This window comes from Peteryoungia ipomoeae, from assembly GCF_004912165.1.
Classification (GTDB): Bacteria; Pseudomonadota; Alphaproteobacteria; order Rhizobiales; family Rhizobiaceae; genus Allorhizobium; species Allorhizobium ipomoeae.
Window position 1 is genome coordinate 456278 of record NZ_STGV01000002.1, and the last position, 23732, is coordinate 480009.

Here is a 23732-nt window from a genome sequence, read left to right on the forward strand (position 1 = left end):
TAAGAGATTTCCATCTTGCATAGTGGATGTCAATCGGTTTCCTGGCCTTGAATGGAACAGTTCGAGCGGCCGCGGCTTAAATCATCCGCAGCAGCAGAAGGAGCGACCATGCAGGCAGTGGGCCGCATCAAGGAAGTTTGGACCTATCCGGTAAGCTCCGTTGGCGGGCAGAAACAGGAACGCCTCGTCGTCGCTCCGGGAGGCATTGCCGAAGATCGGCGCTTTGCGCTGTTTGACGCCGAGACCGGCCTTGCCGCAGCACCTGAACGCGAGCCGCGCTGGCGCCCGGCTCTTTTCATGGAGGCCAACAGCAGTTCGGCAACCGCCATGCCCCAGCTGCATTTTCCAGGGGGCGAGCGCTTCTGGCTGGACGATCCCACATTGAACGCAAAGCTGGAGGCTTACTTCGGATTTAGCGTTCGCGTGGGCTACTACGCCAGCAAGGCGGTGCACGCCGATATCAGGTTTCCCATTACTTCAAATCGTTATGAGCCTGCGGCACTGCATGTGGTGACCACCAGCTCACTTGCAGCCCTCGGCGCAATCCTTGGCAGTTCGGAGCTTGACGCCCGGAGGTTCCGGCCATCCATCCTCATCGACACAGACGGCATGGAGGGCTTCATTGAAAACGATTGGGTCGGCAATCTGCTCTTCGTCGGAAATAATCCCATATCCGTGACCGAGCCTGCCAGACGCTGCGGCATGACGATGATCGCCCAGCCGGGGCTTGAGGAAAATCCCGATATCCTGCGAAGCATCATGCGCCACAATAAACGTCATCTTGGCGTTTACGCCGAAGTTGGGCAGGAGATTACCCTTCGACCGGGCGATCTCGTTTACGCCGAAACCTGAAGCAATGGCCTGTCATCTTCTGCGAGATCCTGCAGGATAGCATTTGCCACTGCTTCGCCGATCTCATGGGCACTGGTGATCCCTTGAACGAAAGGCTCCTTGTGCAACAGGAAGGCGATTGCCGCACAATGTAGCTGTCGATGGGTTCTACCATCAACGCGCGGGCGATAGGCCTCGTCCACCTCAATCCCGCCGGTCCTGACCAACTCAGGCGATGTAGACTGGAGCGGGCCCCCATTGTCCGTCGGCGTCTGCGCAGCCTTGACCGCACCCTGTTGCACAAGCGTTGGAAACGGCAGATCCGTTGCTGAGAGCGCTTCCTGGCCTGTCGCATCGATGAAGGCATCGAACACATGGTCATTGTTGCCAACAGAAACCACAGCGCCCCGCGCCAAGCCGTCATCTGCCGTCTTGATTGAATAATCCTCGCCGAGCTTCAGGATCTCGAGCCTTCCAGCCCGTGACAAGGCGAGTAGCCGGCGGATCGAGGTCAAGGGAACTGTGGCGTAGTCATCGACGAAAATGCTCTTGAAGAACTTGTGAAACCGCTGGAGGTCTTCCTGGTTGAGGTGCGGGATGACCTTTGCGATGATTTCATGCGTGATCAGGATCGCATAGCGCCACGGCACCGTGTACCGCTTCTTCCTGTTGTCCTCGACTTCGGCCAGGTTCTTCGCTGCCCAGACAAAAGGATCGGAGTTGACCCGATCCGCATAATAGGCGGCCGGGAATGTTTCGACGCTGAGCTGAGAAAGGCCGATTTTCGCCGCGTATGCCGGATCCGCCACAGCAATCTCCTGGCGAAACAGCTCGAAGACATCATCGAGAAGATCATGTCGGCCGGTCTCGATCAACGCATCGATCGCCTCTTCGGTGCAAATCCTTGGCTTCAGATACGGCAACGGACAATAGAAATCCGCTTCTGGGAGAAGCCCCTTGCGAGACATCATCACTGCGGAAAAATGCGCCGCGTCAGCTCTCGGCTGGTACTGCAAAATGCCCGAGGCGTCCTCATAGAAAAGGCCATGAGCGGTCGCGACAGTCATCAAGGCATCGATCCCGCTCAGGGACGTGCCAAGAATGCCGACGCGCATGTTTCGGATAGTCTGCAGCGATTTTGCCGGCCAGGGCGAGACGAAGTAACCGGGGCGGGTTTCAGTCGTCTCCGGCCAATTGTGGCCTGTCGCCATGACGACGTGATCGAAGAAGGAATCCTGCTCCCCGTCGGCACTGGCGATTCGCAATCTCGCTTGCTCTCCAACAAGCTCGATATCGATCACCTTGTGCCGGCTCAGGACTGTGACATCGTGACCCTGGTCTCCCGCCTGTTGGCAGAGGGTCAGAAACTGTTCGCGCATATACCGTCCGAGGACGACACGCGGATAAAACTCTCGCTCGTCGATCAAGTCTCGCACAATGCCCATCTCGGCGAGCGTTTCATCACTCTGACGTCCGAGCCAGGCGACCAGCGTTTCGGTCATGGCAGGAATCTCGATGCTCGGAATGTTCGACAGCATCGCGGGGTCGTTCATGTCCGGATGGTAGGGCGTCCCCATGCCGGGCTCGCCTTCCGCCTCATAGAGCGTAATCGCCAGAGGAAGGCTTGAGGTGATCAGACGTTTAAAGGTGTAGAGCCCCGTGGGGCCAGTGCCGATAATAGCAATTCTCGGTAACATGATGGGTCTTTCAATGCACGCCTGGAGCGTGATGCGCGGCTGCGATAAAATGACTTCGGCGCGCAAAAGTTCCCGGCGGCGGCTTTGCGACGCATCGGAACAAAGCCTTCCTGACGTCGTTTTCCTGCCAGTCCAACCAGAAGGGAGAAAATCGATGATTTCTGCAGATCAGATCCGTGAGCACATGGAAGTTCGCAGCGCCGACGGCGCGCATGTCGGCACCGTCGACCACATGGACGGCTCGAGCCGCATCAAGCTGACCAAGAACGATTCCACCGACGGTCAGCACCACTACATTCCGCTCGACTGGGTCGACCACGTCGACCAGCATGTTCACCTCTCGAAGGACGGCGACGCCGTCAAGCGCGACTGGTCGGTGAACTGACCTCAAGCGTCGACGATTGGACGCTTGCAAAGCCCTTACGTGTCAACGTGAGGGCTTTTTGCGTTGCGCCTCAGTTCGAACCGCCGACCTGGGAGATCCAGTCCGGCAGGCTGTAGTAGTTCGAAATCCGAGCGACCTTGCCGTCACGGATCTCGAAGAAGGCGCCAGCGGGCAGCCGATACGTCTGACCCTTGGCTTCCGGCAGGCCTTCATCGGTTGCAAGATAGGCACCGTTCACGATGAATTCGGCCGCCCCGCGCGTGCCATCAGGACCTTCCATGATCACGAGATCGGTCAACTCCTCCCGGTAGCAGCGGTTCATATGGTCCATGAATTTCGCAAAGGCCTGCTTGCCAACCTGACGTTCGCCCTGGTTGATGTCATGGGCGACGTCTTCGGTTAGCAATTCCAGGAAACGATCCATATCGCCGGCATTAAAGGCGTCGTAATAGGCGCGGATGGTGTTGGAGGCAGATGCCATTATGTGCTCCTTGGCGTGCAATTGCTTTCTTTGAAGGTCAGCCACGGATATAACGACTCGGTAACGGACTGAAAACACTCTATGACGCTTAGCATTCAATCCTATTCCGGCAGCGACGCGACGCCTTTCTTCGGCGACCTCGCGCGATTGCGGGCGACTGTATTCCGCGACTTTCCCTATCTCTACGAAGCCAACCCGGCCTATGAGCAGACCTATCTGTCCACCTATGCCAGATCCGAAGGCTCGGTCTTCGTGATTGCGAGAGACGGCGATACGGTCGTCGGTGTGGCGACGGGAACGCCGATGTCCGGCGAAACGGATGAGGTGAAGGCGCCCTTCCTTGCCTCTGACCGTGACCCCGCCGCCTATTTCTACTTCGGCGAAAGCGTGCTGCTTTCCGCCTATCGCGGACAGGGCATTGGCGTTCAATTCTTTGAAGAGCGCGAGAGGCAAGCGGCACAACTCGGATTGCGCTACGCCACCTTCTGCGCCGTGGAGCGCCCCGCGGATCACCCGCGCCGGCCTGCCGGCTATCAGCCGCTCGATGCCTTCTGGGGCAAGCGTGGCTACACCCACCACCCAGAGCTCAAGACGACCTTCACCTGGCGGGACCTGGACGACGCAGTGGAAACGCCAAAGCCCCTCTCCTTCTGGATCCGGGATCTGAAATCATGACCGCACTGACCCTTGCCGCCTGCCAGTACAAGATCGACCTCATCGAGACCTGGGAAGACTATGTTCTTCACCTCACCCAACTCGTGCATGAAGCCGTCAATCAGGGCACAAAGCTTGTGCTTCTGCCGGAATATGCGGGCCTGGTGCTCGCCGGCCAACTCGATGCGGACAGCCGCTCCGATCTCCACGCTTCGATTGCCGGCATCCAGCCCCTGATGCCGGCCTGGGTCGAGCTTTGCGAGGAACTCGCACGCACGCACGGGATCGTCTTGCAGCCAGGTTCTGCCCCCGTGCTTGACCCGGATGGCCAATACCGAAACCGCGCCTTTCTCTTCGGTCCCGAGGGCCTGATCGGGTATCAGGACAAGATCATCATGACCCGCTTCGAGCGTGAGCAATGGGGTATTGCCGCTGCGGTCGATGGATTGAAGGTATTCGATACTCCGCTCGGCAAAGTCGGCATTCTGATCTGCTACGACAACGAATTCCCGATGCTCGCGAGAATGATTGCAGAACAAGGCGCCGACCTCATCCTCGCCCCCTCCTGCACCGATACGCTGGCAGGTGCCTACCGGGTGCGCATCGGCGCCCAGGCACGGGCGCTTGAAAACCAGATCGCCGTGCTCGCATCGCCCACTGCCGGCACCGCCCCATGGTCGCCGGCGATGGACGAAAACCGCGGCCGCGCGGCCCTCTACGTCCCGCCAGACTATGGCATGCCTGCCTCTGGCATCTACGCGGAAAGCGGCAGCGATAGCGTTGAGCAAAGCCATTGGCTGATCACCGAGATCGATCTCGACATGGTCCGGCGGCTTAGAACAGAAGGCCAGGTTGCCACTCGCCGCGACTGGCCGGAGCAGTTTCTTCGCTAAAAAGCCCGTATTTGCAGCGGCTCGCAACAATTTCCCGCTAGGCGTCTGGTTTGGTCGCTGCTATATGCGCGTGCCATGAGCACATCGTCCCGCACCCCTCTCGACCATATTCGTAACTTCTCCATCGTCGCCCATATCGACCATGGCAAATCGACGCTGGCCGACCGCCTGATCCAGTCGACCGGCGGTCTCGCTGACCGCGAGATGTCGGAGCAGGTTCTCGACAACATGGAGATCGAGAAGGAACGCGGCATCACCATCAAGGCCCAGACGGTGCGCCTGCACTACAAGGCCAACAATGGCGAGACCTATGTGCTGAACCTGATCGACACGCCCGGACACGTCGACTTCGCCTATGAAGTCTCGCGCTCGCTCTCGGCCTGCGAAGGTTCGCTGCTCGTCGTCGATGCCTCCCAGGGCGTCGAAGCCCAGACGCTCGCAAACGTCTATCAGGCGATCGACAACAATCACGAACTGGTCACCGTGCTCAACAAGGTGGACCTGCCGGCCGCAGAGCCTGAGCGCATCAAGGAACAGATCGAGGAAGTCATCGGCATCGACGCCTCGGAGGCCGTGCTGATCTCGGCGAAGACGGGCCTCGGCATTCCCGACGTGCTGGAAGCCATCGTGCACAAGCTGCCGGCGCCGAAGAGCGAAGGCGGCGAGAAGGCCCCGCTCAAGGCGCTGCTCGTGGACAGCTGGTACGACACCTATCTCGGCGTCATGGTTCTCGTGCGCGTGCTCGACGGCGTGCTCGCCAAGGGCCAGACGATCCGCATGATGGGCACGGACGCGAAATACGCGGTCGAGCGCGTGGGCGTGCTCACCCCGAAGATGGTCACCGTTGATAGCCTCGGTCCGGGCGAAATCGGCTTCTTCACCGGCTCGATCAAGGAAGTGGCTGACACCCGCGTCGGCGATACCATCACGGAAGACAAGCGCCCGACCGACAAGATGCTGCCGGGTTTCAAGCCAGCGCAGCCGGTCGTCTTCTGCGGTCTCTTCCCGGTCGACGCTGCCGATTTCGAAGATCTGCGCGCTGCCATGGGCAAGCTGCGCCTGAACGACGCTTCCTTCTCCTTCGAAATGGAATCCTCGGCCGCGCTCGGCTTCGGCTTCCGCTGCGGCTTCCTCGGCCTGCTGCATCTCGAAATCATCCAGGAGCGTCTCGAGCGCGAATTCGATCTCGACCTGATCGCAACAGCCCCTTCGGTTGTCTACAAGCTGTTCATGACCGACGGCACGGAGCGCGAACTGCACAACCCGGCCGACATGCCCGACGTCGTCAAGATCTCTGAAATCCACGAGCCGTGGATCAAGGCGACGATCCTCACCCCCGACGACTATCTCGGCGGCATTCTCAAGCTTTGCCAGGATCGCCGCGGCATCCAGACCGAACTGACCTATGTCGGCAAGCGCGCGATGATCACCTATGAGCTGCCGCTCAACGAAGTGGTCTTCGATTTCTATGACCGCCTGAAGTCGATCTCCAAAGGCTACGCCTCCTTCGACTACCATCTCGACGGCCATCGCGAAGGCAACCTCGTCAAGATGTCGATCCTCGTCAACGGCGAGCCGGTCGATGCGCTCTCGATGATGGTACACCGCATGGCAGCTGAGAAGCGCGGCCGCGACATGTGCGAAAAGCTCAAGGACCTGATCCCGAAGCACATGTTCAAGATCCCGATCCAGGCCGCGATCGGCGGCAATGTCATCGCCCGCGAAACCATCTCGGCGCTGCGCAAGGACGTGACCGCCAAGTGCTACGGCGGCGACGCGAGCCGCAAGCGCAAGCTGCTCGACAAGCAGAAGGCCGGCAAGAAGCGCATGCGCCAGTTCGGCAAGGTCGAGATCCCGCAGGAAGCGTTTATTGCAGCGCTGAAGATGAGCGACGAGTAAGGGCAAGGAGCCTTCTAAAAAGGCTCCCGCCTGCACATTGTCACCCGGACGCGCCCGCAGCCGCGGCAGCGATTGCCAAGGTCTCCCGCGGCGGCGCAAGGAGGAGTGCTGGCAGGTCCGTGCTCGGCGTCTGCAGAAAGCCCGCTGCCGCGCTGGAATAGATCGACATCAGCATGGGCGGCTGGAAAGGCTTGAGCGGTGCGTTTGCCAGCGACGCACGCGCGGCTTCGAGGCTGGATGGTCGATATGACGCGCCCAGCGCCTCCGCCAGATCGGCAACACTCCAGGCTTTGACGCCCGACAACTCGTAGGTTCTGCCGGCATGGGCAGCTGGCGCCTTCAGCACTTCCATGGCGGCATCGGCCAGATCTTCTCGTGCCACCGGTGAAATAGGGGCCGTGCCAAAGGGTGCGCGGATTTCACCATCCACCGGTGCTGCCAAGGCCCCGATCAGCTCGGCATAGAGGCCGTTGCGCAAGATGGTCCAGTGAAGGACACTGCCCTTCAGACGCTTCTCCGTCCATCGGTGGGCGAGCGCAAACGCGAGATGGTCGCCTGATCCGCTCAGGCTCGTATAGACAACATGACGAACGCCGGACTGGATCGCGGCTGCAATCACTGCGTCATGTCGGCGAATGACGACGTCGTCTTCGGCGTAACCGGCAGAGATCATCATGAGCGTGTCGATGCCCCTGAAGTCCAGCGTATGCGGATCATCGAAATCGACGCGGCGTCGGCTCTCATCCGTCTCGTCTGCCCTACGGCTGCCAATGCGGATATCGAGTGCGGCCGCGCGGGCTCGTTGTGCAATGAGAGAGGAGAGTTGGCCGGAGCCGCCGGTGAGCAGTATCATGGGTTGCGTCCTTTTCGTTGAGGGCGCATCTATTTATTGCGACCACCGGAACGACGTAAGGAGGCACATTGATGTTCGCCGCACCGCAGCCCGATATCGAGACGCTCGAACCTTGCGGCGCCCCTCACCATGAGGATTGCGGTCTTCGTCTCACGCTTGATCGTCTCGGTGAGAAATGGACCGTCATGGCGATTGCCGAGCTGTCGGCCGGCCCGCGCCGCTACCGCGAAATCGAACGCGCGCTCGCAGGCGTTACACAGCGCATGCTGACGCTGACATTGCGCCGGCTTGAGAGAGACGGGCTGGTTCACCGGCATGTTGAACCAACAAACCCGCCCTCCGTCACATATTCGTTGAGCAGGACAGGCGTGGATTTTGCGCGACTGACCGCTGGTCTCGTCAACTGGTCGCGACAATAAGGCCGTTATCCTTGCCGCGCGGGATGCTTATGACGCGCGGCCACGCGATTGAATGGCCACCCCTTGCGCCTGGCCGGTGTGCGCCAGCCCCCAATTGCCCATGGCATTCAGCACCGGCAGCAGTGATCGGCCATAGTCCGTGTAACCGTATTCGACATAGACCATGTCGCCATGCCTGAGCGGGGTGCGGGACACGATGTTGTCACGCGCCAAGGCCAGTAGGTTTTCGGTGAGAACCTTTTCCGAGACGCCGACCACACGCCGGAGATCACCGAAGGTGGCAGGGCCTTCCCGCAGATGCCAGAGAATGCGCGGCTTCCACTTGCCGCCCATCACTTTGATCGTCTCCATGACGGGACACTCCAGGATCTTGTCGATGGCCATCACACCCCCTTCTGCGCATAGCACTTACGTTACGGTAAGCTCTTGCCCCTTCTCGGCATTCTGCCACCATGCCTAGCAGACCCGAACAGGAGCACCCTATGATCGTTGAATATATCCGATACGAACTCAAGCAACATCAGCCGGACGAACTGGTCACCGCCTATCGCCAGGCGAGCCATCAGCTTCAGCAAGCACCACAGTGCCTCGGCTATGAGCTATCGCATTGCGTGGAAGAGCCCAGGAGCTTGACGCTTCGCATTCTCTGGACCTCGACGGAAGACCACCTGCAAGGATTTCGCAAAGGTCCGCATTTTCCGCCATTCCTCGCGGCCATCCGACCTTTCATCGGAGAAATCGCGGAGATGCGGCATTATCAGTCTACCGATGTTGTCTGGCACCGATAAGTGCGTGCCGCCAGTTGAGCCAGAAAGTGCGATTAAAATATCGCGGCTCGAGGAGCGCAATCGACGGCATCGCGTGCCCGGAACCCAATCGGCATAGGATCATCGTGTCCGACGAACTGCCAAAGCTTTCAACTTGCAAGGCGCTTCAAACCCGCCTTGCTCGTGCCCCGGGCTCACGTTAGCATCACAACGCGACCGCATTTCAAACGATGCTTGAAGGGAGACGGGCATGCACAAGTTCAAAATCGTCAAGACCGAAAAGAGCGAGTTTCGGGTTCAGTTCGTCTACAATTCCGAAGTCATGGTATGGTCGGAAAACTATGCTTCCAAGGCGAGTGCGAAGAATTGTGTCGAGTCGCTGAAGAAGAATGCGCCGGGAGCTGCCGTCGTCGACCTGACCAAACAGGAAACCGGCAGCGGCTATCGCTTCGAGATCGATGAAGCCAAGAATGGCGAGAGCTTTGTGCGGTTTCGCGCGGCGAACGGCGAGATCATGGTGCGCTCTGAAACCTACAAGTCGAAATCGAGCGCCAAGAGCTGCATTGCATCCATTCAACAGCGCGTCGCAGAGGCGCCGCTTGATGAAGCAGCTGACGCCTCCTGACCAAAGGATGGGAAAGGCTCTAAGTCGGTTGGACCTTTCTTTCGCGGCACTTACCGCACAACGGGATAGCGGCTCCCCGGAAAGAGCAGGTCGACAAAGGCCTCGGCGGTAGGCTGTGGCTCGTGATTGGCGAGACCCGGTCGTTCATTGGCTTCGATGAAGACATAGTCGGGCTCCGCCGGATCCCGAACCATGAAATCGATACCGACGACCGGGATCTTGATGGCCTTCGCCACCCGGCATGCTGCGTCGACGAGATCGGGATGGACCGTTGCGGTTACATCGTGGATCGTGCCGCCCGTATGAAGATTGGCGGCCTTGCGGACAGTGATCTCCCGCCCCTCCTCCAGGATCATCTCAAGGTCCAGCTGCTGCTCTGCGAGGCAGCGCTTTGTTTCGGCATCAACCGGGATGCGACTTTCCCCGCCTGTGGCAGCGGCGCGACGGCGTGATTGCTGTTCGATCAATTTGCGGATCGGCGAGCGTCCGTCGCCAACCACCCGGGGTGGGCGACGGACGGCGGCAGCGACGAGCTTGTAGTCGATGACGACGAGACGGAGATCCTCGCCTTCAAAACATGCCTCCAGCAGCACACGATCGGATACCTGGCGGGCCTGGCGGATGGCGGCATCCAGGGCGTCCATCGTCGATATGCCAACCGATATGCCCCGGCCCTGCTCACCACGGGCCGGCTTCACGACCAGCTTGCCATGGGCTTCCAGGAATGCACGCTTCTCGTCAGCGGACGCGTCTGCAGACAGCTGCTGCGGAACACTCAGACCAGTTGCTTCGGCGAAACGGCGGGTTACCGCCTTGTCGTCGCAAATCGACATGGCCACCGATGATGTGAGATCGGACAGGCTTTCGCGGCAGTGAATGGTCCGGCCACCATGAATGAGGCGGAAGAAGCCGCCTTCAGCATCGGTCACCTCGACATGAATACCCCGGCGAAGCGCTTCATCAACGATCAGGCGGGCATACGGGTTGAGACTTTGATAGCCTTCGACGGGTTGGGCGAAGAATTTTTCGTTGATGGCGTTCTTGCGCTTGACGGCAAAGAGCGGAACCCGGCGAAAGCCGAGCTTTTCGTAAAGACCAATCGCCTTTTCGTTATCGTGCAGCACCGAAAGATCGACGTAAGCAATGCCACGCGCCTGGTAATGTTCGGCCAGTGTGCGCACCAATCCTTCACCGATGCCGGGTTGCCTCGCCTGCGGGTGGACCGCGAGACACCAAAGCGAGGCACCGCGCTCGGGATCATCGAACAGCCGCTGGTGATCTATGCCTGTGACCGTGCCGATGATCTGCCCGGTTGCGTCGTCCTGGGCGACAAAATAGGTGACGGGACGATTGTCCCGCTCGCCAGCGAAAAAATCCTCGCGCACCTGGATCATGCCGCAGGAAGCGTAAACGGCGTTGATACCAGCAGCATCTGTCTCGGATGCGAGCCTGCGGATGGTCACGCCGCGCGGGCGACGACCGCCTGCGCGATATGTGGATAGATCGAGACGAAATGTATGCGAGGGGTCGAGAAAGATTTCCAGCGGCGCTTGGGCGAGGAGCACATGCGGATCGCGCACATGAAAGGCGATATCGCGCGCATCGAGCGCCTCTTCCCTCAGTGCCTCAAGAAGATCAGCGTAGCGATCAAAAGTCTGGGTGAAAAGAAGACGTCCCCAGCCGCAATCAAGCGCAATGTTTCGCGCCGGTGCTTCGGCTTCTTCCCTAACGCCCTGGCCATAACCACTATCGCCCGGCGACCGGAGCCGTGTCAGGCGATGGGAGAGCGCGCTGCCGCGCCGCGGCTTGCGTGTCAAGCTTGTGGCCTTCTTCTGCGGGTTGCTCAAGTCAAACCTCCTGGGCCTGCAGCCACATTTCGATCAGGCCCGCCTGCCACAATTCGGATCCCTGCAGCGGCGTGATATGCGACGCCGGGTCGGCGATGAGGCGATCGATATAGTCTTTTTGAAACAGGCCCCGCTCCTGGGCGGCGCGCGATGACAACGCATCGCGCAGCATATCGAGATAAGGTCCAGCGATATATTTCAGCTGGGGTACAGGGAAATACCCCTTCTTGCGGTCGATCACCTCCGATGGAATAACCTTTCGGGCAACGTCCTTCAGGATACCCTTTCCACCGTCCCGCAGCTTTTCTTCAGGCGGAATACGAGCGGCAAGCTCGACCAGTTCGTGATCGAGGAACGGCACACGCGCCTCCAGGCCCCAGACCATGGTCATGTTGTCGACACGCTTGACCGGATCATCGACGAGCATGACGGAACTGTCGAGACGAAGTGCTGCGTCCACCGGCGTATCGGCGCCTTCGCGCAACAGATGTTCACGCAGCAGATCGCCACTGAAGTCCTCACCAATCCAGCGTGCCTGGAGTTGAGTTTTCAAAGTTTCGTGTGACCTGTCACGGAACGCGCGACCATAGTCTGCCACGACGTCCGTAGAACCCACCAGTGGTGGATACCAGTGATAGCCGCCAAAAACTTCGTCGGCGCCCTGACCTGACTGTACGACCTTGATGTGTTTCGACACTTCCTTGGACAGCAGGTAGAAGCCAACATTGTCGTAAGAGACCATTGGCTCCGACATGGCGGCAATCGTACCCGGCAGGGCGTCCATTAGATCAGCGGAGGGCACGAAGATCTTGTGGTGGTCGGTGCCGAAACGCTGCGCGATCAGGTCGGAATAAACGAACTCGTCGCCCTTCTCACCATTGGCTTCCTCGAAACCGACGGAGAAGCTCATCAGCCCTGTCTGGCCGGCTTCCGCCAGAAGACCGACGATAAGGCTCGAATCGACACCGCCCGAGAGCAGAACGCCGACAGGCACATCGGCAATCATCCGGCGCTTGACAGCGAGGCTGAGGGCTTCAAGGAGGCGCTCCTGCCACTCCTCGCGGGTGACGGAGCGATCTTCAGGCCGGCGCGTGTATGGCGTATCCCAATAGCGGGAATCCTTGAAACTGCCGTCCCGCTCGTAAACTCGGATTGTCGCTGGCGGCAGCTTGCGCACGCCTGCATAAATCGTGCGTGGCGGCGGGACCACCGCGTGGAAACTCATGTAATTGTGAAGTGCTGCCACATCGATCGACGTGTCGACGCCGCCCGCCTTGACGATGGCCGGAAGCGAGGAGGCAAATCGAAGTCCGCCCGACACTTCGGCGAGATAGAGAGGCTTGATGCCAAACCGATCGCGCGCCATCACGACGCGGCCGGTTTCACGCTCATGAATGACGAACGCAAACATGCCGTGAAAGCGTGAAACGCAGGCTGTGCCCCAGGCGTGCCAGGCCTTGAGAATGACTTCTGTATCGCCATCGGAGAAGAAGCGATAACCCTTGGTCTCAAGCTCGGCGCGCAGTTCACGAAAATTGTAGATGCAACCATTAAAGACCAGCGACAGGCCAAGATCCGGGTCGATCATCGGCTGCTGTGACTTCTCGGAGAGGTCGAGAATGCGCAATCTCCGATGACCGAGGCCCACATTTCCGCGGACCACGACGCCAGCCGAATCCGGTCCGCGCGGAGCAAGGACATCCGCCATAGTCGAAACCGCGCTCACCGACGGGGATGTCCCGTCAAACTTCACTTCTCCACAAATGCCACACATGAACTGGGCTGAAACCTCCGTTAGACGACCAAACGAAAACGGGCCGGCAAGCCGATGATTGATCGTCGGCCAACCGGTCACATGTTTTGCAAATGGCCGAACGGTTCCATTGTTCCAAAATAATTCCAGCCGTTGAGAAGAACGGCGGCGGCCTCCCCCGCCCAGAGAGGCCGCCCCGATGTGATAGATCAGCTCAGGATTTTCTTAATCCGGGTCACGTGACGCAACAGGATGAAGTCGAGAGCCAGAACGGTCACAAGGACGGCGCCGCTTAACGGGAACAGCAGTGATACGATGAGCATGACGATGGCGCCTGTCTTCCACATTGGGCCAGGCTCAGTGGCAGAAGGCGCAACCAGGCGGGTGGCCCCCTTGGGTCGGCGCTTCCACCACATCACGAAGCCACTCACTGACAGGAAGATGATCGACAGGCAGAACACCGTGACCAGGATCAGGTTCCAGAGGCCCATATCCCCTTCATGAAAGGCGATACCAGCAGCCATCGCCTTGCCGGCGATGCCGTAGTCGGCAAAGCCGACATCAGCGAGGATGCGGCCAGTGTACTGGTCGATGTGGACGGTGCGGTCCATCAACGGATTGGCGCTGTCATTGCTCATCGTGTCGCGGGCGATAGTCCAGACAGCCGTCTCATCACCCGGGAAAGCGAGCTGGAAGCGTTGATCGAAACCGAGGGTCCGGGCGAGTACCACGATTGCATCGAGCGTAACAGGCTGGCCTTCCGGTGTACCGCTCACGCCCGCGTCAGAACCGGAGGCAGGCATCGGCGTCTGTTCGAGAGTCCACGGCACCTCCTTGATGCCATTGTGGTTCATGCTGGCATGGGTCTTGTCCGAGAGGGGCACGTTGTCCCACTTTTCTGCCGGAAAAGTGCTCCAGGCCTGGGTGAATTTTTCACCCCAGATTCCGGCCCAGGTGAGACCCGACAACAGAAAGACGACGAGCAGCAGGGAGACATAAAAACCGATCGAAAGATGCAACGACTTCCACAGTTGGCGGCCCTTTGCGGTGAATTGCGGGGCAAGCACGGAGCCGAAGCCACGACCGTCGCGCGGCCACCAGAGGTAGAGACCTGTGACGACGAGCATAATTGCGAAGCCGGCGGCGATTTCGATCAGGTAGTCGCCGAGCGTACCGATGAGCAAGGTACCGTGAATGGTGCTGGCAAGGTCATAGAGACCGTTGCGTCGATCCCAATGGCCAAGCACCTCCGCGGCGTACGGATCGATCGCCACCATGAAGGAACGATCCCCCTGATTGATCCGGAAGAGTGATGCCTGTTCGGCGTTACGAGGTGCAATATACTGGATGATCTGGCCAGGGATCTCGCGCACGGCGGCTTCGGCCTGAACCGAAACGGCCGCAACGTTTGCCTGCGGCGTCACCGTGTAGGTCTTCTCCCCGTCTCGGCCATAAAGGGTGACCGTCCAAAGCATGATCAATCCGGTGACCGCCAGCATGATGAGAAAGGGCGCGACATAGAGACCGGCATAAAAATGCCAACGCCATGCGGTGATGTAGAAGCGACGCGAAAGGCCTGCGGCTTTTGCCGAAGGAGCGGAATGGTCGAGAGCGACAGACATGTCTGGGATACCTCAAATTGGGGGTAGATGAAAAAATCAGGACAGCGCGCAATCGCCGGCTGCGACCAGAGCCAGTCTGGCAGGCTCGAGAAGCGTGACGAGATCGTTGTGCTGGATGTCGATGAGGCCCGCCTTTTTGAGGCGGGTGAAGCAGCGGCTTACCGTCTCGACGGTAAGGCCGAGCCAATCGGCGAGATCGGTCCGGGTCGGGTAAAGATGGAATGTCACGGTGCCGCGCCTTTTGTGCCGCGCCGGTCGACCGAATTGGCCCGCGAGATCAAGAATTGCCGAGGCCACACGCTCTGGCGCGGTCTTCCGACCAAGCAGCATGGCAAGGGCCTGCGAGCGAGCGAGGGTTTCGGTAAGCGCGACCTCCAGATCGCGCGCGGCCAGCGGCTCAACGACGACCTCAAGCCTTGAAAAGCCGAGGGTCTCCGCCGAGTGACGATTGCGATCGCCCGCACCAAGACCAACGATACGTCCAGGTCCAGCCAGATCGATCACCTGGCGGCGACCGTCCGAGAGGGTCTGATATGTCGCGACGCAGCCATCCACCACTCGGTAGCAGGGCGAGCGGGCGAAACCCTCGAGAAAGACAACAGTGCGGGACGGCAGGAGTTGGCTCACCGTGTCTTTTTGCGATTGTCGGTCGAGAGTGCGAGAGAGCGAAGGCGGCGGCACGATTGGCGCCTCACCGGCATGGGCGAGAATTTGCAGCATGGGTAACATCCGATGTCGACCGGACATGCCCAATGTGCACGTGCCCCGGCCTGATTGACGAATGACCGCGCAAGGCACGGTCGGTTGTCGGTCAGGCTGAAACGGGCGGGGCGCGAGGAGCGCTGCTGGGTGGGAAGAGCTGGCGGTAATGCGCCTCGACGGGCTTTGGCAGAACCGTTTCGCTGGCTGCGGCAAGCCTTATGCCAACAGTGTCGGCACGATCGAGCAACAGAGCCGTGGCGCTGATCTGGCAGGCTTCGCAGTCGGACTTGGCGGCATGCGGCTTGACCTTCCCGTCTGCATCCGCGCCGGGGAGGCAGAGTTCAGGAAGCGTTCCATCGGGAAGCACCAGAGCGGCAATTTCTGCGGGGGAAAGCATGGTCGCGGATGCTGCCGGAGGCCTGTGCGCAAGTCCAAGGAACAGGAGCGCGATCACGCAGACGATGCGTGTCACCCTATCCATCCTGATTCGGCCCGCCAAGCCCATAAATTTCCCCCTAAGCGGCCGACCGATAGCATCGCGCCTGATCACTCACAAGTGTGCGATCTGTCGCAAGAGTGATGACTTTCAGATTGAGCGATCACTGTGTGTCGATGGTCATGCGCAGCCAGCCCAGGAAAACCTCGAGCGATCGCTTTTGCTTCTTTCGGGGCACGACGACGTAGTATGCGCCTTTCGGCGTAACCGACGCATCGGTCAGGCGGATCAGTCGCTTCTGCGCAAGAAGATCCTCGACTAGCTGCTTCCAACCGAGCGCTATGCCCTGACCATTCAAGGCCGCATAGATCGCCTCCGTGTAGAAACTGCAGCGGAACCCTTGGATCTTGCGCGGCGTAACCACGGCGAATGCTGCGAGCCAGTCCTGCCAGCCCATCCAGAGCGGATCCTCCGTGTGGTTGGAAATCAGCGGAAACTCGAGGAGGTCGGCGGGGCTATTGACCTGATCGGGAGCGGCAAGGAAATCCGGACTGCAGACCGGAAACACCTCGTCGCGGAAAAGAAGTTCGGTATCCGCGTGGGGCCAATCGCCCGCGCCAAACCGGATGGCGACATCGACGTCGTCCTCATCTAGCGCCGGCATGACGTCCTGCGAGACAATGCGCAGACGGATCTCGGGATGGGCGCGAGCAAAACGCGAGATGCGCGGCAACAGCCAGAATTGCGAGAACGCCACTGTCGCCGAGATGGTAAGCTCGTCTTCCGCCTCTTCCCTGCGCAGTTCCGACGCAGCGTCCGCAAGCAGCGCAAATGCCTGGCTTGCGGCCGTCGCCAGAATGCGTCCCTTGTCTGTCAACACAACCTTTCGGTGGTGGCGCAGGAAAAGGGCCGCACCGAACTCGCCCTCAAGCGCATGGATCTGCCGACTGACGGCCGCCTGCGTGACGCCGAGCTCATCGGCCGCACGGGTGAAGCTTCCAAGGCGGGCCGCGGCCTCGAAAACGGTCAGCGACGTCAGCGATGGCAGCGTCCTGCGCAAACTCTTCATCAGACCTCACACGACACGGGCGATGGTCGAGCTTCGCATTCCTTCAGGTAATGTCAACGCAGCTTTTTTGTAGAGTTGAAAAGGCAAGCAAGACTGCGATCATCAATGATCTTCCATGATCGGGGTTATGCATGCTGAACAGTTTTTCCTCCCCCATTTCAAGCCTCCTCGACCAGCGCGCGGCGGGCCATTCCCTGCCGGCCGGCCTTTACACCCGTGAAGATGTGTTCAAGGCCGATCTTGATGTCTTCTTTCACCATCACTGGATTTATGTCGGGCTTGAGTGCGAAGTGCCGGAGCCGGGCGATGTGATGGCAATCGACATAGGCGCGACCAGCATCATCCTGCTGCGCGATGACGACCAACAGATCCGCGTGGTGCGCAATGTCTGCCGACACCGGGGTGCGCGGCTTCTGGAAGCGGGTCCCAGCATCGTGTCGAAACTCGTGTGCCCCTATCACCAGTGGACCTACGAGCTATCAGGGGAACTTGCCCACGCGCCACACATGGGCCAGGACTTCGACAAGAGCTGTCGTAGCCTGAAGCCGGTCCAGTTTCGCTCCATCGGCGGGATGATCTATGTCTGCCTCTCCGATGAAGCCCCAGCCGATATCGACCGGTTGGCGGAGGTCATGGAGCCGCGCCTTCAGCCCTACGATCTGCGCAACACGCGGATTGCGCATCAGGTCGACGTGATCGAAGAGGGCAACTGGAAGCTTGCGATGGAGAACAATCGCGAGTGCTACCACTGTTCCGCCAACCATCCGGAGCTGTGTGTCTCATTCATCGATCTCGATTTCGGATTTGATCCCGACAGCCTGACTGCGGAAGACAGAGCGATCGCCGAGGAACATTTCGCAATGTACGCCGAGCGAACGCGCCAGTGGGAGGAAGAGGGCTTTCCCTCTCAGACCGTAGAACAGACGCGGGACTGCGCAACGAACTTCAGAACGCAACGGCTGATCATCGCCGGTGCTGGCGAATCTCAAACGGAAGATGCGACGGCTGCCTCCTCGAAATTGCTCGGGTCGATGACACGCAAGGACCTGGGCGATGTCCATCTTTGGGGCCACAACGCATGGAACCACTTTATGGGAGACCATGCCGTAACCGTCATGGTTATTCCGCTATCTGCCGATCGGACGCTGGTTCGGACAAAATGGCTGGTTCACAAGGATGCCGTCGAAGGCGTCGACTATGACCTGCACAAGCTGACTCATGTCTGGATCGAGACGACCAACCAGGATTCCGATCTGGTCCGCATTTCCCACAAAGGGGTGTCTGATCCCGCCTATGAGCCGGGACCTTACTCGCCATTTAGCGAGAAGGCACTGGATGACTTCGCAACCTGGTATGTCGACCGGATGCGTGCCCATGGCTATTGAACTCGCCGACCGAGAAGGCCAGAGGCCATCGAGCTGTTGGGATCCGGATGTGGATTCGATTTTGACATGCATTGATGTCCATGCCGAAACGCATGACGTCAAAAGCTTCACCTTCCGGGCACCAGAGGGCAAGTCGATCCACTTTACAGCCGGACAGTATTTCCTTTTCGAGCCGGACATCGATGGCGAAGAAAACGGCCGCTGCTACAGCATCTCCTCCTCGCCGCTGAGAGCGGGTGCGATTACCGTGACTGTGAAGCGCGTGGCCGGAGGCAAAGTCTCCAACTGGATGCATGACAGCATGCAAGTCGGCATGGAGATCAAGGCGAGCGGCCCGTTGGGACGCTTCGTCAGACCCCCGGCCCCATCCTATCTCTTTCTTTCGGGTGGATCAGGCATCACGCCAGTCATGTCGATGCTGCGAGAGCTGGCCGATCGGCTTGACCCCGTTGATGTCGTGTTCCTCCATGCCGGCCGCAGCCCGCAGGATCTCGTCTTTCGCGAGGAGCTGTCACTCCTTGCACGGCGAATGAAAGGCTTGCGGCTGTTTTTTCTGCCGGAGGACATCTCGACGGAACGCTCGTGGCACGGTGTGTCCGGGCGGATCTCGGCCGAACTTCTGGCCCTTGCGGTTCCCGACATATCCAGACGGGTTGTGATGTGCTGTGGCCCCGCACCCTTCATGGCTGCAGCCCGGTCGATCTGCGGCAGCATGGGCGTTCCTGAAACATGCTACATCGAGGAGAGCTTCGATGCTGCAGCCATCGAGGACGTTCTCTTCGAAGCGCACAATGGCGAAACCGTTGCGACGTTCGAAGTCTCGTTCAGCAAGCAGGGCCGTTCGATCAGCGTGCCTGCCGACCAGACCGTGCTCTCGCAATCAAAGAAGGCCGGCATTCGTATACCCTCGTCCTGCGCCAACGGCATTTGCGGCACCTGCAAGTCGAAACTGACAAGCGGTCGGGTCGACATGCAGCATGGCGGCGGCATCCGGCAGCGCGAGATCGACGCCGGGCTTTTCCTGCCTTGCTGCTCGAAACCGTTGAGTGACCTTGTGATCGAGCGTTAGGCCAAAAAAGAGCGAACAGTGCAATGAAGGGCGCCGCAAGTTGGCGCCCTTCATTATTGCTGGCCTCCTCGCCTCAGAGATCCTTCATCAGCCGCAAGGCGTCATAGATCGCGGCATGGGTGTTGCGAGCGGCAACGGCATCGCCAATACGAAACAGTTGGAAGCGGCCCTCGCTGTTTCTCGAAACCTTCTGAGGCTGTCCGCTGATAAGCGCGTCGTAGTCGACCTCTCCCAGATTGGATGATTGCGGTTTCAGTTCGAAATAGAGGTCATCGAGGGGAATGGTGCCGTGGTTGATCACCACCTGATCGACGATCTGTTCCCGGTCGATATCGCCGTAGTCACTGCCAATGCGCGCCACCAATGTGTTGCCGCGCCGCTCGACGCTTTGCAGGCGATAGGTCACGGTAAACGTGACGTCCCTCTTCTGCAGCGATCGCATGTAGGGCACGAGGTTCATTGCCATGACCTCCGGTGCGAAGCTGCGATCCGGCGTCATGATCTCGACCCGTGCACCGGCAGCAGCCAGGATGTCAGCAGCCTGCAAGCCGGCATGGTCGCCTGCGTCATCGAAGACGAGCACGCTGTTGCCGGGTTTCACGTCGCCGGAAAGGATATCCCAGGAGGATACGGTGAGGTCATTGCCGGCCGAGAGAATGTCGGTATGGGGAAACCCGCCGGTGGCGACGATCACGACATCGGGTTCCTCCGCGCTGATCGTCTCGGCATCTGCCCAAGTGTTGTAGCGGATGATGACGCCGTGCTTTTCGCATTGCGCCAGGCGCCAGTCGATGATGCTGATCATTTCCCGTCGGCGCGGACTTTGTGCCGTCAGCCTGATCTGGCCGCCGGCATGGCTTGCGGCTTCGAAAACCACGACATCGTGGCCGCGCTCTCCGGCAACCCTGGCCGCCTCAAGGCCCGCCGGCCCGGCACCGACGATCACCACCTTGCGCCTGACTGGAGCGCGCGGGATGACGTGCGGCATGGTCTCTTCGCGACCGGTTGCGGCATTGTGGATGCAAAAGGCTGCCCCGCCCTGATAGATGCGGTCAAGACAATAGTTGGCGCCAACACATGGGCGGATATCCTCCTCCCGCTTTTCAATGATCTTGCGGACGATATGGGGATCGGTCATGTGGGCGCGGGTCATGCCGACCATGTCCACCTTGCCGGATGCGATGGCATGACGGGCGGTGGCAACATCCGGTATCTTGGCGGCGTGAAAGGTCGGAAAATTCGTCGCAGCGCGGATTTCGCCGGCAAAATCCAGATGCGGTGCATTCGCCATGCCTTGAATCGGGATGAGATCGGTCAGCCCTGGGTCCGTATCGATGTGACCGCGCACGACGTTCAGGTAGTCAATCAGGCCGCTTTCCTTGAGGCGCCTCGAGATCTCAAGGCCATCCGCCTTGTGCGTTCCGCCCGGCAAAGTCTCATCCGCCGTGTAGCGCACGCCGAGGATGAAATCTTCGCCGACCCGTTTGCGCATGGCTGCAAAGACGTCGAGACAGAAACGCATCCGGCTCTCAAGCTCGCCGCCATAGGGACCGTCGAGTTCGTTGGTGAGCGGTGACACGAACTGATCGATCAGATGGCCATAGGCCTCCAGTTCAACCCCATCCATGCCACCGGCTTTCATGCGTTCGGCGGCATCCGCAAAATCGCGGATGATCCTTTCAATATCCCAGTCTTCGATTTTTTTCGGGAAAGCGCGATGCGCCGCTTCGCGGTGGTGTGACGGCGCCAGGACCGGCAACCAGTCACCTTTGTCCCATCGCGTCCGCCGCCCGAGATGGGTCAACTGGATCATAATCGCCGAGCCCTGATCATGAACCGCATCGGTCATTTCCCGGATCCACGGTACGATCTCGTCCTTGTAGGCAAGCAGATTGTTGAAGACGGGCGGGCTATCCCTGGAGACCGCTGCCGAGCCTGCCGTCATCGTCAGCGCCACGCCTCCCTTGGCGCGCTCGACCGTATACGCGCGATAACGCTCTTTTGGCATTCCGTCTTCCGGATAGGCCGGTTCATGCGAGGTGACGATGATACGATTTCGCAGCGTGAGATGCTTCAGCTTGAAGGGTTGCAGGAGTGGATCACCGGACATCACATCGCTCCATTGTTCGAGGGCATGCGCGACTATGGCAAAATGTACAGTAATGTCAATTTCACAGACACTGACGTACATTTCACCATGGAGCGCATTGCACGGATCGGGGCGCTGACCTACAGGTGGTGCATGGAACGGACTTCAAACGACAGCGGCTGGCGGGGCTCAGCCGAAGGCTGGCTGGACGCCGCCTATGAGGCATTGCTCGAAGGCGGGGTCGATGCGGTAAAAATACAGCCGCTCGCTGCCAGGCTAAGGCTATCGCGCACGAGCTTCTACTGGTTTTTCAAGGATCGTGAGGCGCTGCTCTCAGCCCTTGTCGACAGATGGCGGCTCAAGAACACTGGCAACCTCATCAGCCAGGCGCGCGCCTATGCCGAGACGGCCTGTGAAGCCACGCTCAATGTCTTCGACTGCTGGCTCGATACAGGCCTGTTCGATTCCCGATTCGAATTCGCAATGCGCAGCTGGGCCCTCCAATCTCCGGAAATACTGGCCGAAGTGCAGGCCGCCGATCAACTGCGTCTGGCTGCACTGAAATCCATGTTCCAGCGTTTTGGAAACTCGGCCGACGATGCCGATGTCAGATCGAGAACGCTGTACCTTGTGCAGATCGGCTATATCTCGATGCAGACCCAGGAAGACATCGATCTCCGCCTGCAGCGGATTCCCAACTACATCAACGTTTTTACCGGCGAGTATCCGACGAAATCCGAAATGGACCGCTTCATCGCACGCCATAGAAGCGATTGACGCAACGCGCAAACCTCAAGCGGACTGTTGAGGTCCAGAAGCAGATTGCAGCATTCGCATCATGGGAAGTGGCGGACAGGGTGGGATTCGAACCCACGGTACGCTTTCACGCACACACGCGTTCCAGGCGTGCGCCTTAAACCACTCGGCCACCTGTCCAGGGGAGCATCACGGAGGAAAGCCACCGTGTCGGTCGGGCGGGATATATACCGAGGATTTCCGAGCGATCAACCTAAATCTATCATAATTTTGACATTGAAGAACAATTCTCTACATCGCATTGAAATGAGCACACGACCTGAGGCGGCGACGGGCGTGTGACAAATGGAGTTCATCATGGTTCGACTCTTGTTCAGGGTCTCGAGTTTCGCAGCACTTTGCATGGGTGTCGTGGCAGCCACAGTCGATTCAATCGCCTCGGTTTCCGCGTCGCGCGTCGTTCTCACCCCGCTTGCAGCCGCATGGCAGGATGTGTCGCCGCAATCGCTTCCCGCTTTTCAGAGCATCGTTGAGACCCAGCTTGGGGCCGCATCCTGGATTGCCTTTCAAAACAGCATCCTGCCACAGCCGGCATTCGTGATCTTTCTGGCCCTTTCACTTCTCTTGTGGGCCATCGGCTATAAGCGCCCCTCACCCGCCGGGCGATTTGCGGCTTGAGGCCAATGCGGCTTCGGATCGAATACTTCCTGTCGACCTGACAATGGCGAGGTCAAGGGCAGCATCTTGCCTGAACGCCTCCGGGTCACCACATTGTAGTCTACGCAAGCACGCCATTGGTGGCCGGGAGATCGCATATGTATCTGATCGACATGTTCAACAAGAAGACTGTGATGCCAACTGCAGAGACGGCTCTGCCGGGTCGACCGGAGCCGCTCCCGACCGCCTATAGCCATTTCGTTTCCGATCGCCCGCTCAAAGGCCCCTACCCCGCGGGGTTCAAGACAGTCTATCTCGGGATGGGCTGCTTCTGGGGGGCGGAGCGCCTGCTCTGGCAGACACCCGGCGTTTACGTGACGGCCGCAGGATACCAAGGTGGCTTCACGCTCAACCCTACCTACCAGGAAACGGTCACCGGCCTCACCGGACACACGGAAGTTGTGAAGGTGGTCTATGACCCATCAATCACATCGCTTGAAGCACTCCTGAAGATCTTTTTCGAAGCCCATGATCCGACGCAGGGCATGCGACAGGGAAATGACATCGGCACCACCTATCGCTCGGCGATCTATGTGGAAGATGACGAGGATCTGTTGATCGCACAGGCAATCAGGGACCGGTTCCAGGCGGCGCTGGCCGAGGCCGGGCGTGGGGGACGTGTGACCACGGAAATCGCACCTGCAGGCCCTTTCTACTTTGCCGAGGACTATCACCAGCAATATCTGGCCAAGAACCCGAATGGATATTGCGGCCTGAGGGGCACGGGCGTCTCCTGCCCGATCGAGCCCGCAGCTTAAGAGCATATGCCCAAAGCGCGGGCAT

At 59.5% G+C, this 23732-nt stretch carries 24 protein-coding genes and 1 tRNA gene; 13 read left to right on the top strand and 12 right to left on the bottom strand.

Annotation, left to right across the window (positions count from 1 at the left end; genetic code table 11):
* Positions 1-108: 108 nt before the first annotated feature.
* A complete protein-coding gene (locus tag FAA97_RS08670) occupies positions 109-852 on the top strand; it encodes an MOSC domain-containing protein (protein WP_168800958.1) in 744 nt (247 codons plus the stop codon).
* On the opposite strand, the gene FAA97_RS08675 is transcribed toward FAA97_RS08670, so the two are convergent.
* Positions 837-2528 carry an FAD/NAD(P)-binding protein gene (locus tag FAA97_RS08675; RefSeq protein WP_136598130.1) on the bottom strand — a complete coding sequence of 564 codons (1692 nt, stop codon included), beginning with the start codon at positions 2526-2528 and terminating at the stop codon, positions 837-839. The two genes, FAA97_RS08670 and FAA97_RS08675, sit on opposite strands and share 16 nt — an antisense overlap.
* Before the next feature lie 154 nt (positions 2529-2682).
* Between FAA97_RS08675 and FAA97_RS08680 the strand changes: the two genes are divergently transcribed.
* Positions 2683-2913, top strand: coding sequence for a DUF2171 domain-containing protein (locus FAA97_RS08680; protein ID WP_136598131.1), 231 nt, complete (start codon positions 2683-2685; stop codon positions 2911-2913).
* A 70-nt stretch (positions 2914-2983) separates the two neighbouring features.
* Here FAA97_RS08680 and FAA97_RS08685 read toward each other — a convergent pair whose 3' ends face one another.
* Positions 2984-3394: a ketosteroid isomerase-related protein gene (locus FAA97_RS08685; protein ID WP_136598132.1), complete on the bottom strand. Its 411-nt coding sequence runs from the start codon at positions 3392-3394 to the stop codon at positions 2984-2986.
* Between the two features lie 81 nt (positions 3395-3475).
* On the opposite strand from FAA97_RS08685, the gene FAA97_RS08690 reads away from it, so the two are divergent.
* The 3 genes from FAA97_RS08690 to lepA all read left to right on the top strand — a co-directional run bounded on the left by FAA97_RS08690 (position 3476) and on the right by lepA (position 6840).
* Positions 3476-4069 carry a GNAT family N-acetyltransferase gene (locus FAA97_RS08690; RefSeq protein WP_136598133.1) on the top strand — a complete coding sequence of 198 codons (594 nt, stop codon included), beginning with the start codon at positions 3476-3478 and terminating at the stop codon, positions 4067-4069.
* Entirely contained in the window at positions 4066-4941 is an 876-nt protein-coding gene (locus tag FAA97_RS08695) for a carbon-nitrogen hydrolase family protein (protein ID WP_136598134.1), read from the top strand. The genes FAA97_RS08690 and FAA97_RS08695 overlap by 4 nt, the downstream gene beginning before the upstream one ends.
* Positions 4942-5016: 75 nt before the next feature.
* Positions 5017-6840 (top strand): translation elongation factor 4, encoded by a 1824-nt coding sequence (gene lepA, locus FAA97_RS08700; protein WP_136598135.1) that lies wholly within the window; start codon positions 5017-5019, stop codon positions 6838-6840.
* Between the two features lie 40 nt (positions 6841-6880).
* On the opposite strand, the gene FAA97_RS08705 is transcribed toward lepA, so the two are convergent.
* Complete coding sequence (locus FAA97_RS08705; RefSeq protein WP_136598136.1) at positions 6881-7693, bottom strand: NAD(P)H-binding protein; 813 nt, start codon at positions 7691-7693, stop codon at positions 6881-6883.
* A 71-nt stretch (positions 7694-7764) separates the two neighbouring features.
* On the opposite strand from FAA97_RS08705, the gene FAA97_RS08710 reads away from it, so the two are divergent.
* On the top strand, positions 7765-8112 hold the full coding sequence (locus FAA97_RS08710) for a winged helix-turn-helix transcriptional regulator (protein ID WP_206109986.1): 348 nt from the start codon (positions 7765-7767) through the stop codon (positions 8110-8112).
* A 27-nt stretch (positions 8113-8139) separates the two neighbouring features.
* On the opposite strand, the gene FAA97_RS08715 is transcribed toward FAA97_RS08710, so the two are convergent.
* Complete coding sequence (locus tag FAA97_RS08715; RefSeq protein ID WP_136598137.1) at positions 8140-8496, bottom strand: winged helix-turn-helix transcriptional regulator; 357 nt, start codon at positions 8494-8496, stop codon at positions 8140-8142.
* Between the two features lie 98 nt (positions 8497-8594).
* On the opposite strand from FAA97_RS08715, the gene FAA97_RS08720 reads away from it, so the two are divergent.
* Together FAA97_RS08720 and FAA97_RS21435 are read left to right on the top strand one after the other, a co-directional pair.
* A complete protein-coding gene (locus tag FAA97_RS08720; RefSeq protein WP_136598138.1) occupies positions 8595-8900 on the top strand; it encodes a putative quinol monooxygenase in 306 nt (101 codons plus the stop codon).
* A gap of 229 nt (positions 8901-9129) precedes the next feature.
* Complete coding sequence (locus tag FAA97_RS21435) at positions 9130-9504, top strand: YegP family protein (protein ID WP_136598139.1); 375 nt, start codon at positions 9130-9132, stop codon at positions 9502-9504.
* A 50-nt stretch (positions 9505-9554) separates the two neighbouring features.
* On the opposite strand, the gene ngg is transcribed toward FAA97_RS21435, so the two are convergent.
* From ngg to FAA97_RS08755, 6 genes are all read right to left on the bottom strand, one after another.
* The gene (gene ngg / locus FAA97_RS08730; protein ID WP_168800959.1) at positions 9555-11351 is read right to left on the bottom strand and encodes an N-acetylglutaminylglutamine synthetase; all 1797 of its coding nucleotides are present in this window, start codon (positions 11349-11351) and stop codon (positions 9555-9557) included.
* 1 nt (position 11352) lies between these two features.
* Entirely contained in the window at positions 11353-13125 is a 1773-nt protein-coding gene (locus tag FAA97_RS08735) for an N-acetylglutaminylglutamine amidotransferase (RefSeq protein WP_136598327.1), read from the bottom strand.
* A 188-nt stretch (positions 13126-13313) separates the two neighbouring features.
* Positions 13314-14726 carry a PepSY-associated TM helix domain-containing protein gene (locus FAA97_RS08740; protein ID WP_136598140.1) on the bottom strand — a complete coding sequence of 471 codons (1413 nt, stop codon included), beginning with the start codon at positions 14724-14726 and terminating at the stop codon, positions 13314-13316.
* 36 nt (positions 14727-14762) lie between these two features.
* Positions 14763-15446 (bottom strand): helix-turn-helix domain-containing protein, encoded by a 684-nt coding sequence (locus tag FAA97_RS08745; protein ID WP_168800960.1) that lies wholly within the window; start codon positions 15444-15446, stop codon positions 14763-14765.
* Between the two features lie 91 nt (positions 15447-15537).
* Positions 15538-15909 (bottom strand): hypothetical protein, encoded by a 372-nt coding sequence (locus tag FAA97_RS08750; RefSeq protein WP_246041375.1) that lies wholly within the window; start codon positions 15907-15909, stop codon positions 15538-15540.
* Positions 15910-16027: 118 nt separating this feature from the next.
* Entirely contained in the window at positions 16028-16933 is a 906-nt protein-coding gene (locus tag FAA97_RS08755; RefSeq protein ID WP_136598143.1) for a LysR substrate-binding domain-containing protein, read from the bottom strand.
* A 131-nt stretch (positions 16934-17064) separates the two neighbouring features.
* Here FAA97_RS08755 and FAA97_RS08760 point away from each other — a divergent pair, with 131 nt between their 5' ends.
* Positions 17065-18318, top strand: coding sequence for an aromatic ring-hydroxylating oxygenase subunit alpha (locus FAA97_RS08760; protein ID WP_136598144.1), 1254 nt, complete (start codon positions 17065-17067; stop codon positions 18316-18318).
* Positions 18308-19387, top strand: a complete 1080-nt coding sequence (locus tag FAA97_RS08765) for an FAD-binding oxidoreductase (RefSeq protein ID WP_136598145.1) — start codon at positions 18308-18310, stop codon at positions 19385-19387. The genes FAA97_RS08760 and FAA97_RS08765 overlap by 11 nt, the downstream gene beginning before the upstream one ends.
* A gap of 73 nt (positions 19388-19460) precedes the next feature.
* Here the strand turns inward: FAA97_RS08765 and FAA97_RS08770 are convergent, their stop codons facing one another.
* A complete protein-coding gene (locus tag FAA97_RS08770; RefSeq protein ID WP_136598146.1) occupies positions 19461-21497 on the bottom strand; it encodes an NADH:flavin oxidoreductase in 2037 nt (678 codons plus the stop codon).
* A gap of 132 nt (positions 21498-21629) precedes the next feature.
* Here FAA97_RS08770 and FAA97_RS08775 point away from each other — a divergent pair, with 132 nt between their 5' ends.
* A complete protein-coding gene (locus tag FAA97_RS08775) occupies positions 21630-22253 on the top strand; it encodes a TetR/AcrR family transcriptional regulator (protein ID WP_136598147.1) in 624 nt (207 codons plus the stop codon).
* 69 nt (positions 22254-22322) lie between these two features.
* Here the strand turns inward: FAA97_RS08775 and FAA97_RS08780 are convergent.
* Positions 22323-22412 (bottom strand) — tRNA-Ser (locus FAA97_RS08780).
* 177 nt (positions 22413-22589) lie between these two features.
* Here FAA97_RS08780 and FAA97_RS08785 point away from each other — a divergent pair.
* Positions 22590-22910, top strand: a complete 321-nt coding sequence (locus FAA97_RS08785) for a hypothetical protein (protein ID WP_136598148.1) — start codon at positions 22590-22592, stop codon at positions 22908-22910.
* Between the two features lie 137 nt (positions 22911-23047).
* Positions 23048-23707 (top strand): peptide-methionine (S)-S-oxide reductase MsrA, encoded by a 660-nt coding sequence (gene msrA / locus FAA97_RS08790; RefSeq protein ID WP_136598149.1) that lies wholly within the window; start codon positions 23048-23050, stop codon positions 23705-23707.
* Positions 23708-23732: the final 25 nt, after the last annotated feature.

What these genes read in the sequence shown, in the direction of transcription:
- FAA97_RS08670 (WP_168800958.1), top strand. Translation starts at nt 109, where the DNA reads ATGCAGGCAGTGGGCCGCATCAAGGAAGTTTGGACCTATCCGGTAAGC.
- FAA97_RS08675 (WP_136598130.1), bottom strand. Translation starts at nt 2,528, where the DNA reads ATGTTACCGAGAATTGCTATTATCGGCACTGGCCCCACGGGGCTCTAC.
- FAA97_RS08680 (WP_136598131.1), top strand. Translation starts at nt 2,683, where the DNA reads ATGATTTCTGCAGATCAGATCCGTGAGCACATGGAAGTTCGCAGCGCC.
- FAA97_RS08685 (WP_136598132.1), bottom strand. Translation starts at nt 3,394, where the DNA reads ATGGCATCTGCCTCCAACACCATCCGCGCCTATTACGACGCCTTTAAT.
- FAA97_RS08690 (WP_136598133.1), top strand. Translation starts at nt 3,476, where the DNA reads ATGACGCTTAGCATTCAATCCTATTCCGGCAGCGACGCGACGCCTTTC.
- FAA97_RS08695 (WP_136598134.1), top strand. Translation starts at nt 4,066, where the DNA reads ATGACCGCACTGACCCTTGCCGCCTGCCAGTACAAGATCGACCTCATC.
- lepA (WP_136598135.1), top strand. Translation starts at nt 5,017, where the DNA reads ATGAGCACATCGTCCCGCACCCCTCTCGACCATATTCGTAACTTCTCC.
- FAA97_RS08705 (WP_136598136.1), bottom strand. Translation starts at nt 7,693, where the DNA reads ATGATACTGCTCACCGGCGGCTCCGGCCAACTCTCCTCTCTCATTGCA.
- FAA97_RS08710 (WP_206109986.1), top strand. Translation starts at nt 7,765, where the DNA reads ATGTTCGCCGCACCGCAGCCCGATATCGAGACGCTCGAACCTTGCGGC.
- FAA97_RS08715 (WP_136598137.1), bottom strand. Translation starts at nt 8,496, where the DNA reads ATGGCCATCGACAAGATCCTGGAGTGTCCCGTCATGGAGACGATCAAA.
- FAA97_RS08720 (WP_136598138.1), top strand. Translation starts at nt 8,595, where the DNA reads ATGATCGTTGAATATATCCGATACGAACTCAAGCAACATCAGCCGGAC.
- FAA97_RS21435 (WP_136598139.1), top strand. Translation starts at nt 9,130, where the DNA reads ATGCACAAGTTCAAAATCGTCAAGACCGAAAAGAGCGAGTTTCGGGTT.
- FAA97_RS08735 (WP_136598327.1), bottom strand. Translation starts at nt 13,125, where the DNA reads ATGTGTGGCATTTGTGGAGAAGTGAAGTTTGACGGGACATCCCCGTCG.
- FAA97_RS08740 (WP_136598140.1), bottom strand. Translation starts at nt 14,726, where the DNA reads ATGTCTGTCGCTCTCGACCATTCCGCTCCTTCGGCAAAAGCCGCAGGC.
- FAA97_RS08745 (WP_168800960.1), bottom strand. Translation starts at nt 15,446, where the DNA reads ATGCTGCAAATTCTCGCCCATGCCGGTGAGGCGCCAATCGTGCCGCCG.
- FAA97_RS08750 (WP_246041375.1), bottom strand. Translation starts at nt 15,909, where the DNA reads ATGGATAGGGTGACACGCATCGTCTGCGTGATCGCGCTCCTGTTCCTT.
- FAA97_RS08755 (WP_136598143.1), bottom strand. Translation starts at nt 16,933, where the DNA reads ATGAAGAGTTTGCGCAGGACGCTGCCATCGCTGACGTCGCTGACCGTT.
- FAA97_RS08760 (WP_136598144.1), top strand. Translation starts at nt 17,065, where the DNA reads ATGCTGAACAGTTTTTCCTCCCCCATTTCAAGCCTCCTCGACCAGCGC.
- FAA97_RS08765 (WP_136598145.1), top strand. Translation starts at nt 18,308, where the DNA reads ATGGCTATTGAACTCGCCGACCGAGAAGGCCAGAGGCCATCGAGCTGT.
- FAA97_RS08770 (WP_136598146.1), bottom strand. Translation starts at nt 21,497, where the DNA reads ATGTCCGGTGATCCACTCCTGCAACCCTTCAAGCTGAAGCATCTCACG.
- FAA97_RS08775 (WP_136598147.1), top strand. Translation starts at nt 21,630, where the DNA reads ATGGAACGGACTTCAAACGACAGCGGCTGGCGGGGCTCAGCCGAAGGC.
- FAA97_RS08785 (WP_136598148.1), top strand. Translation starts at nt 22,590, where the DNA reads ATGGTTCGACTCTTGTTCAGGGTCTCGAGTTTCGCAGCACTTTGCATG.
- msrA (WP_136598149.1), top strand. Translation starts at nt 23,048, where the DNA reads ATGTATCTGATCGACATGTTCAACAAGAAGACTGTGATGCCAACTGCA.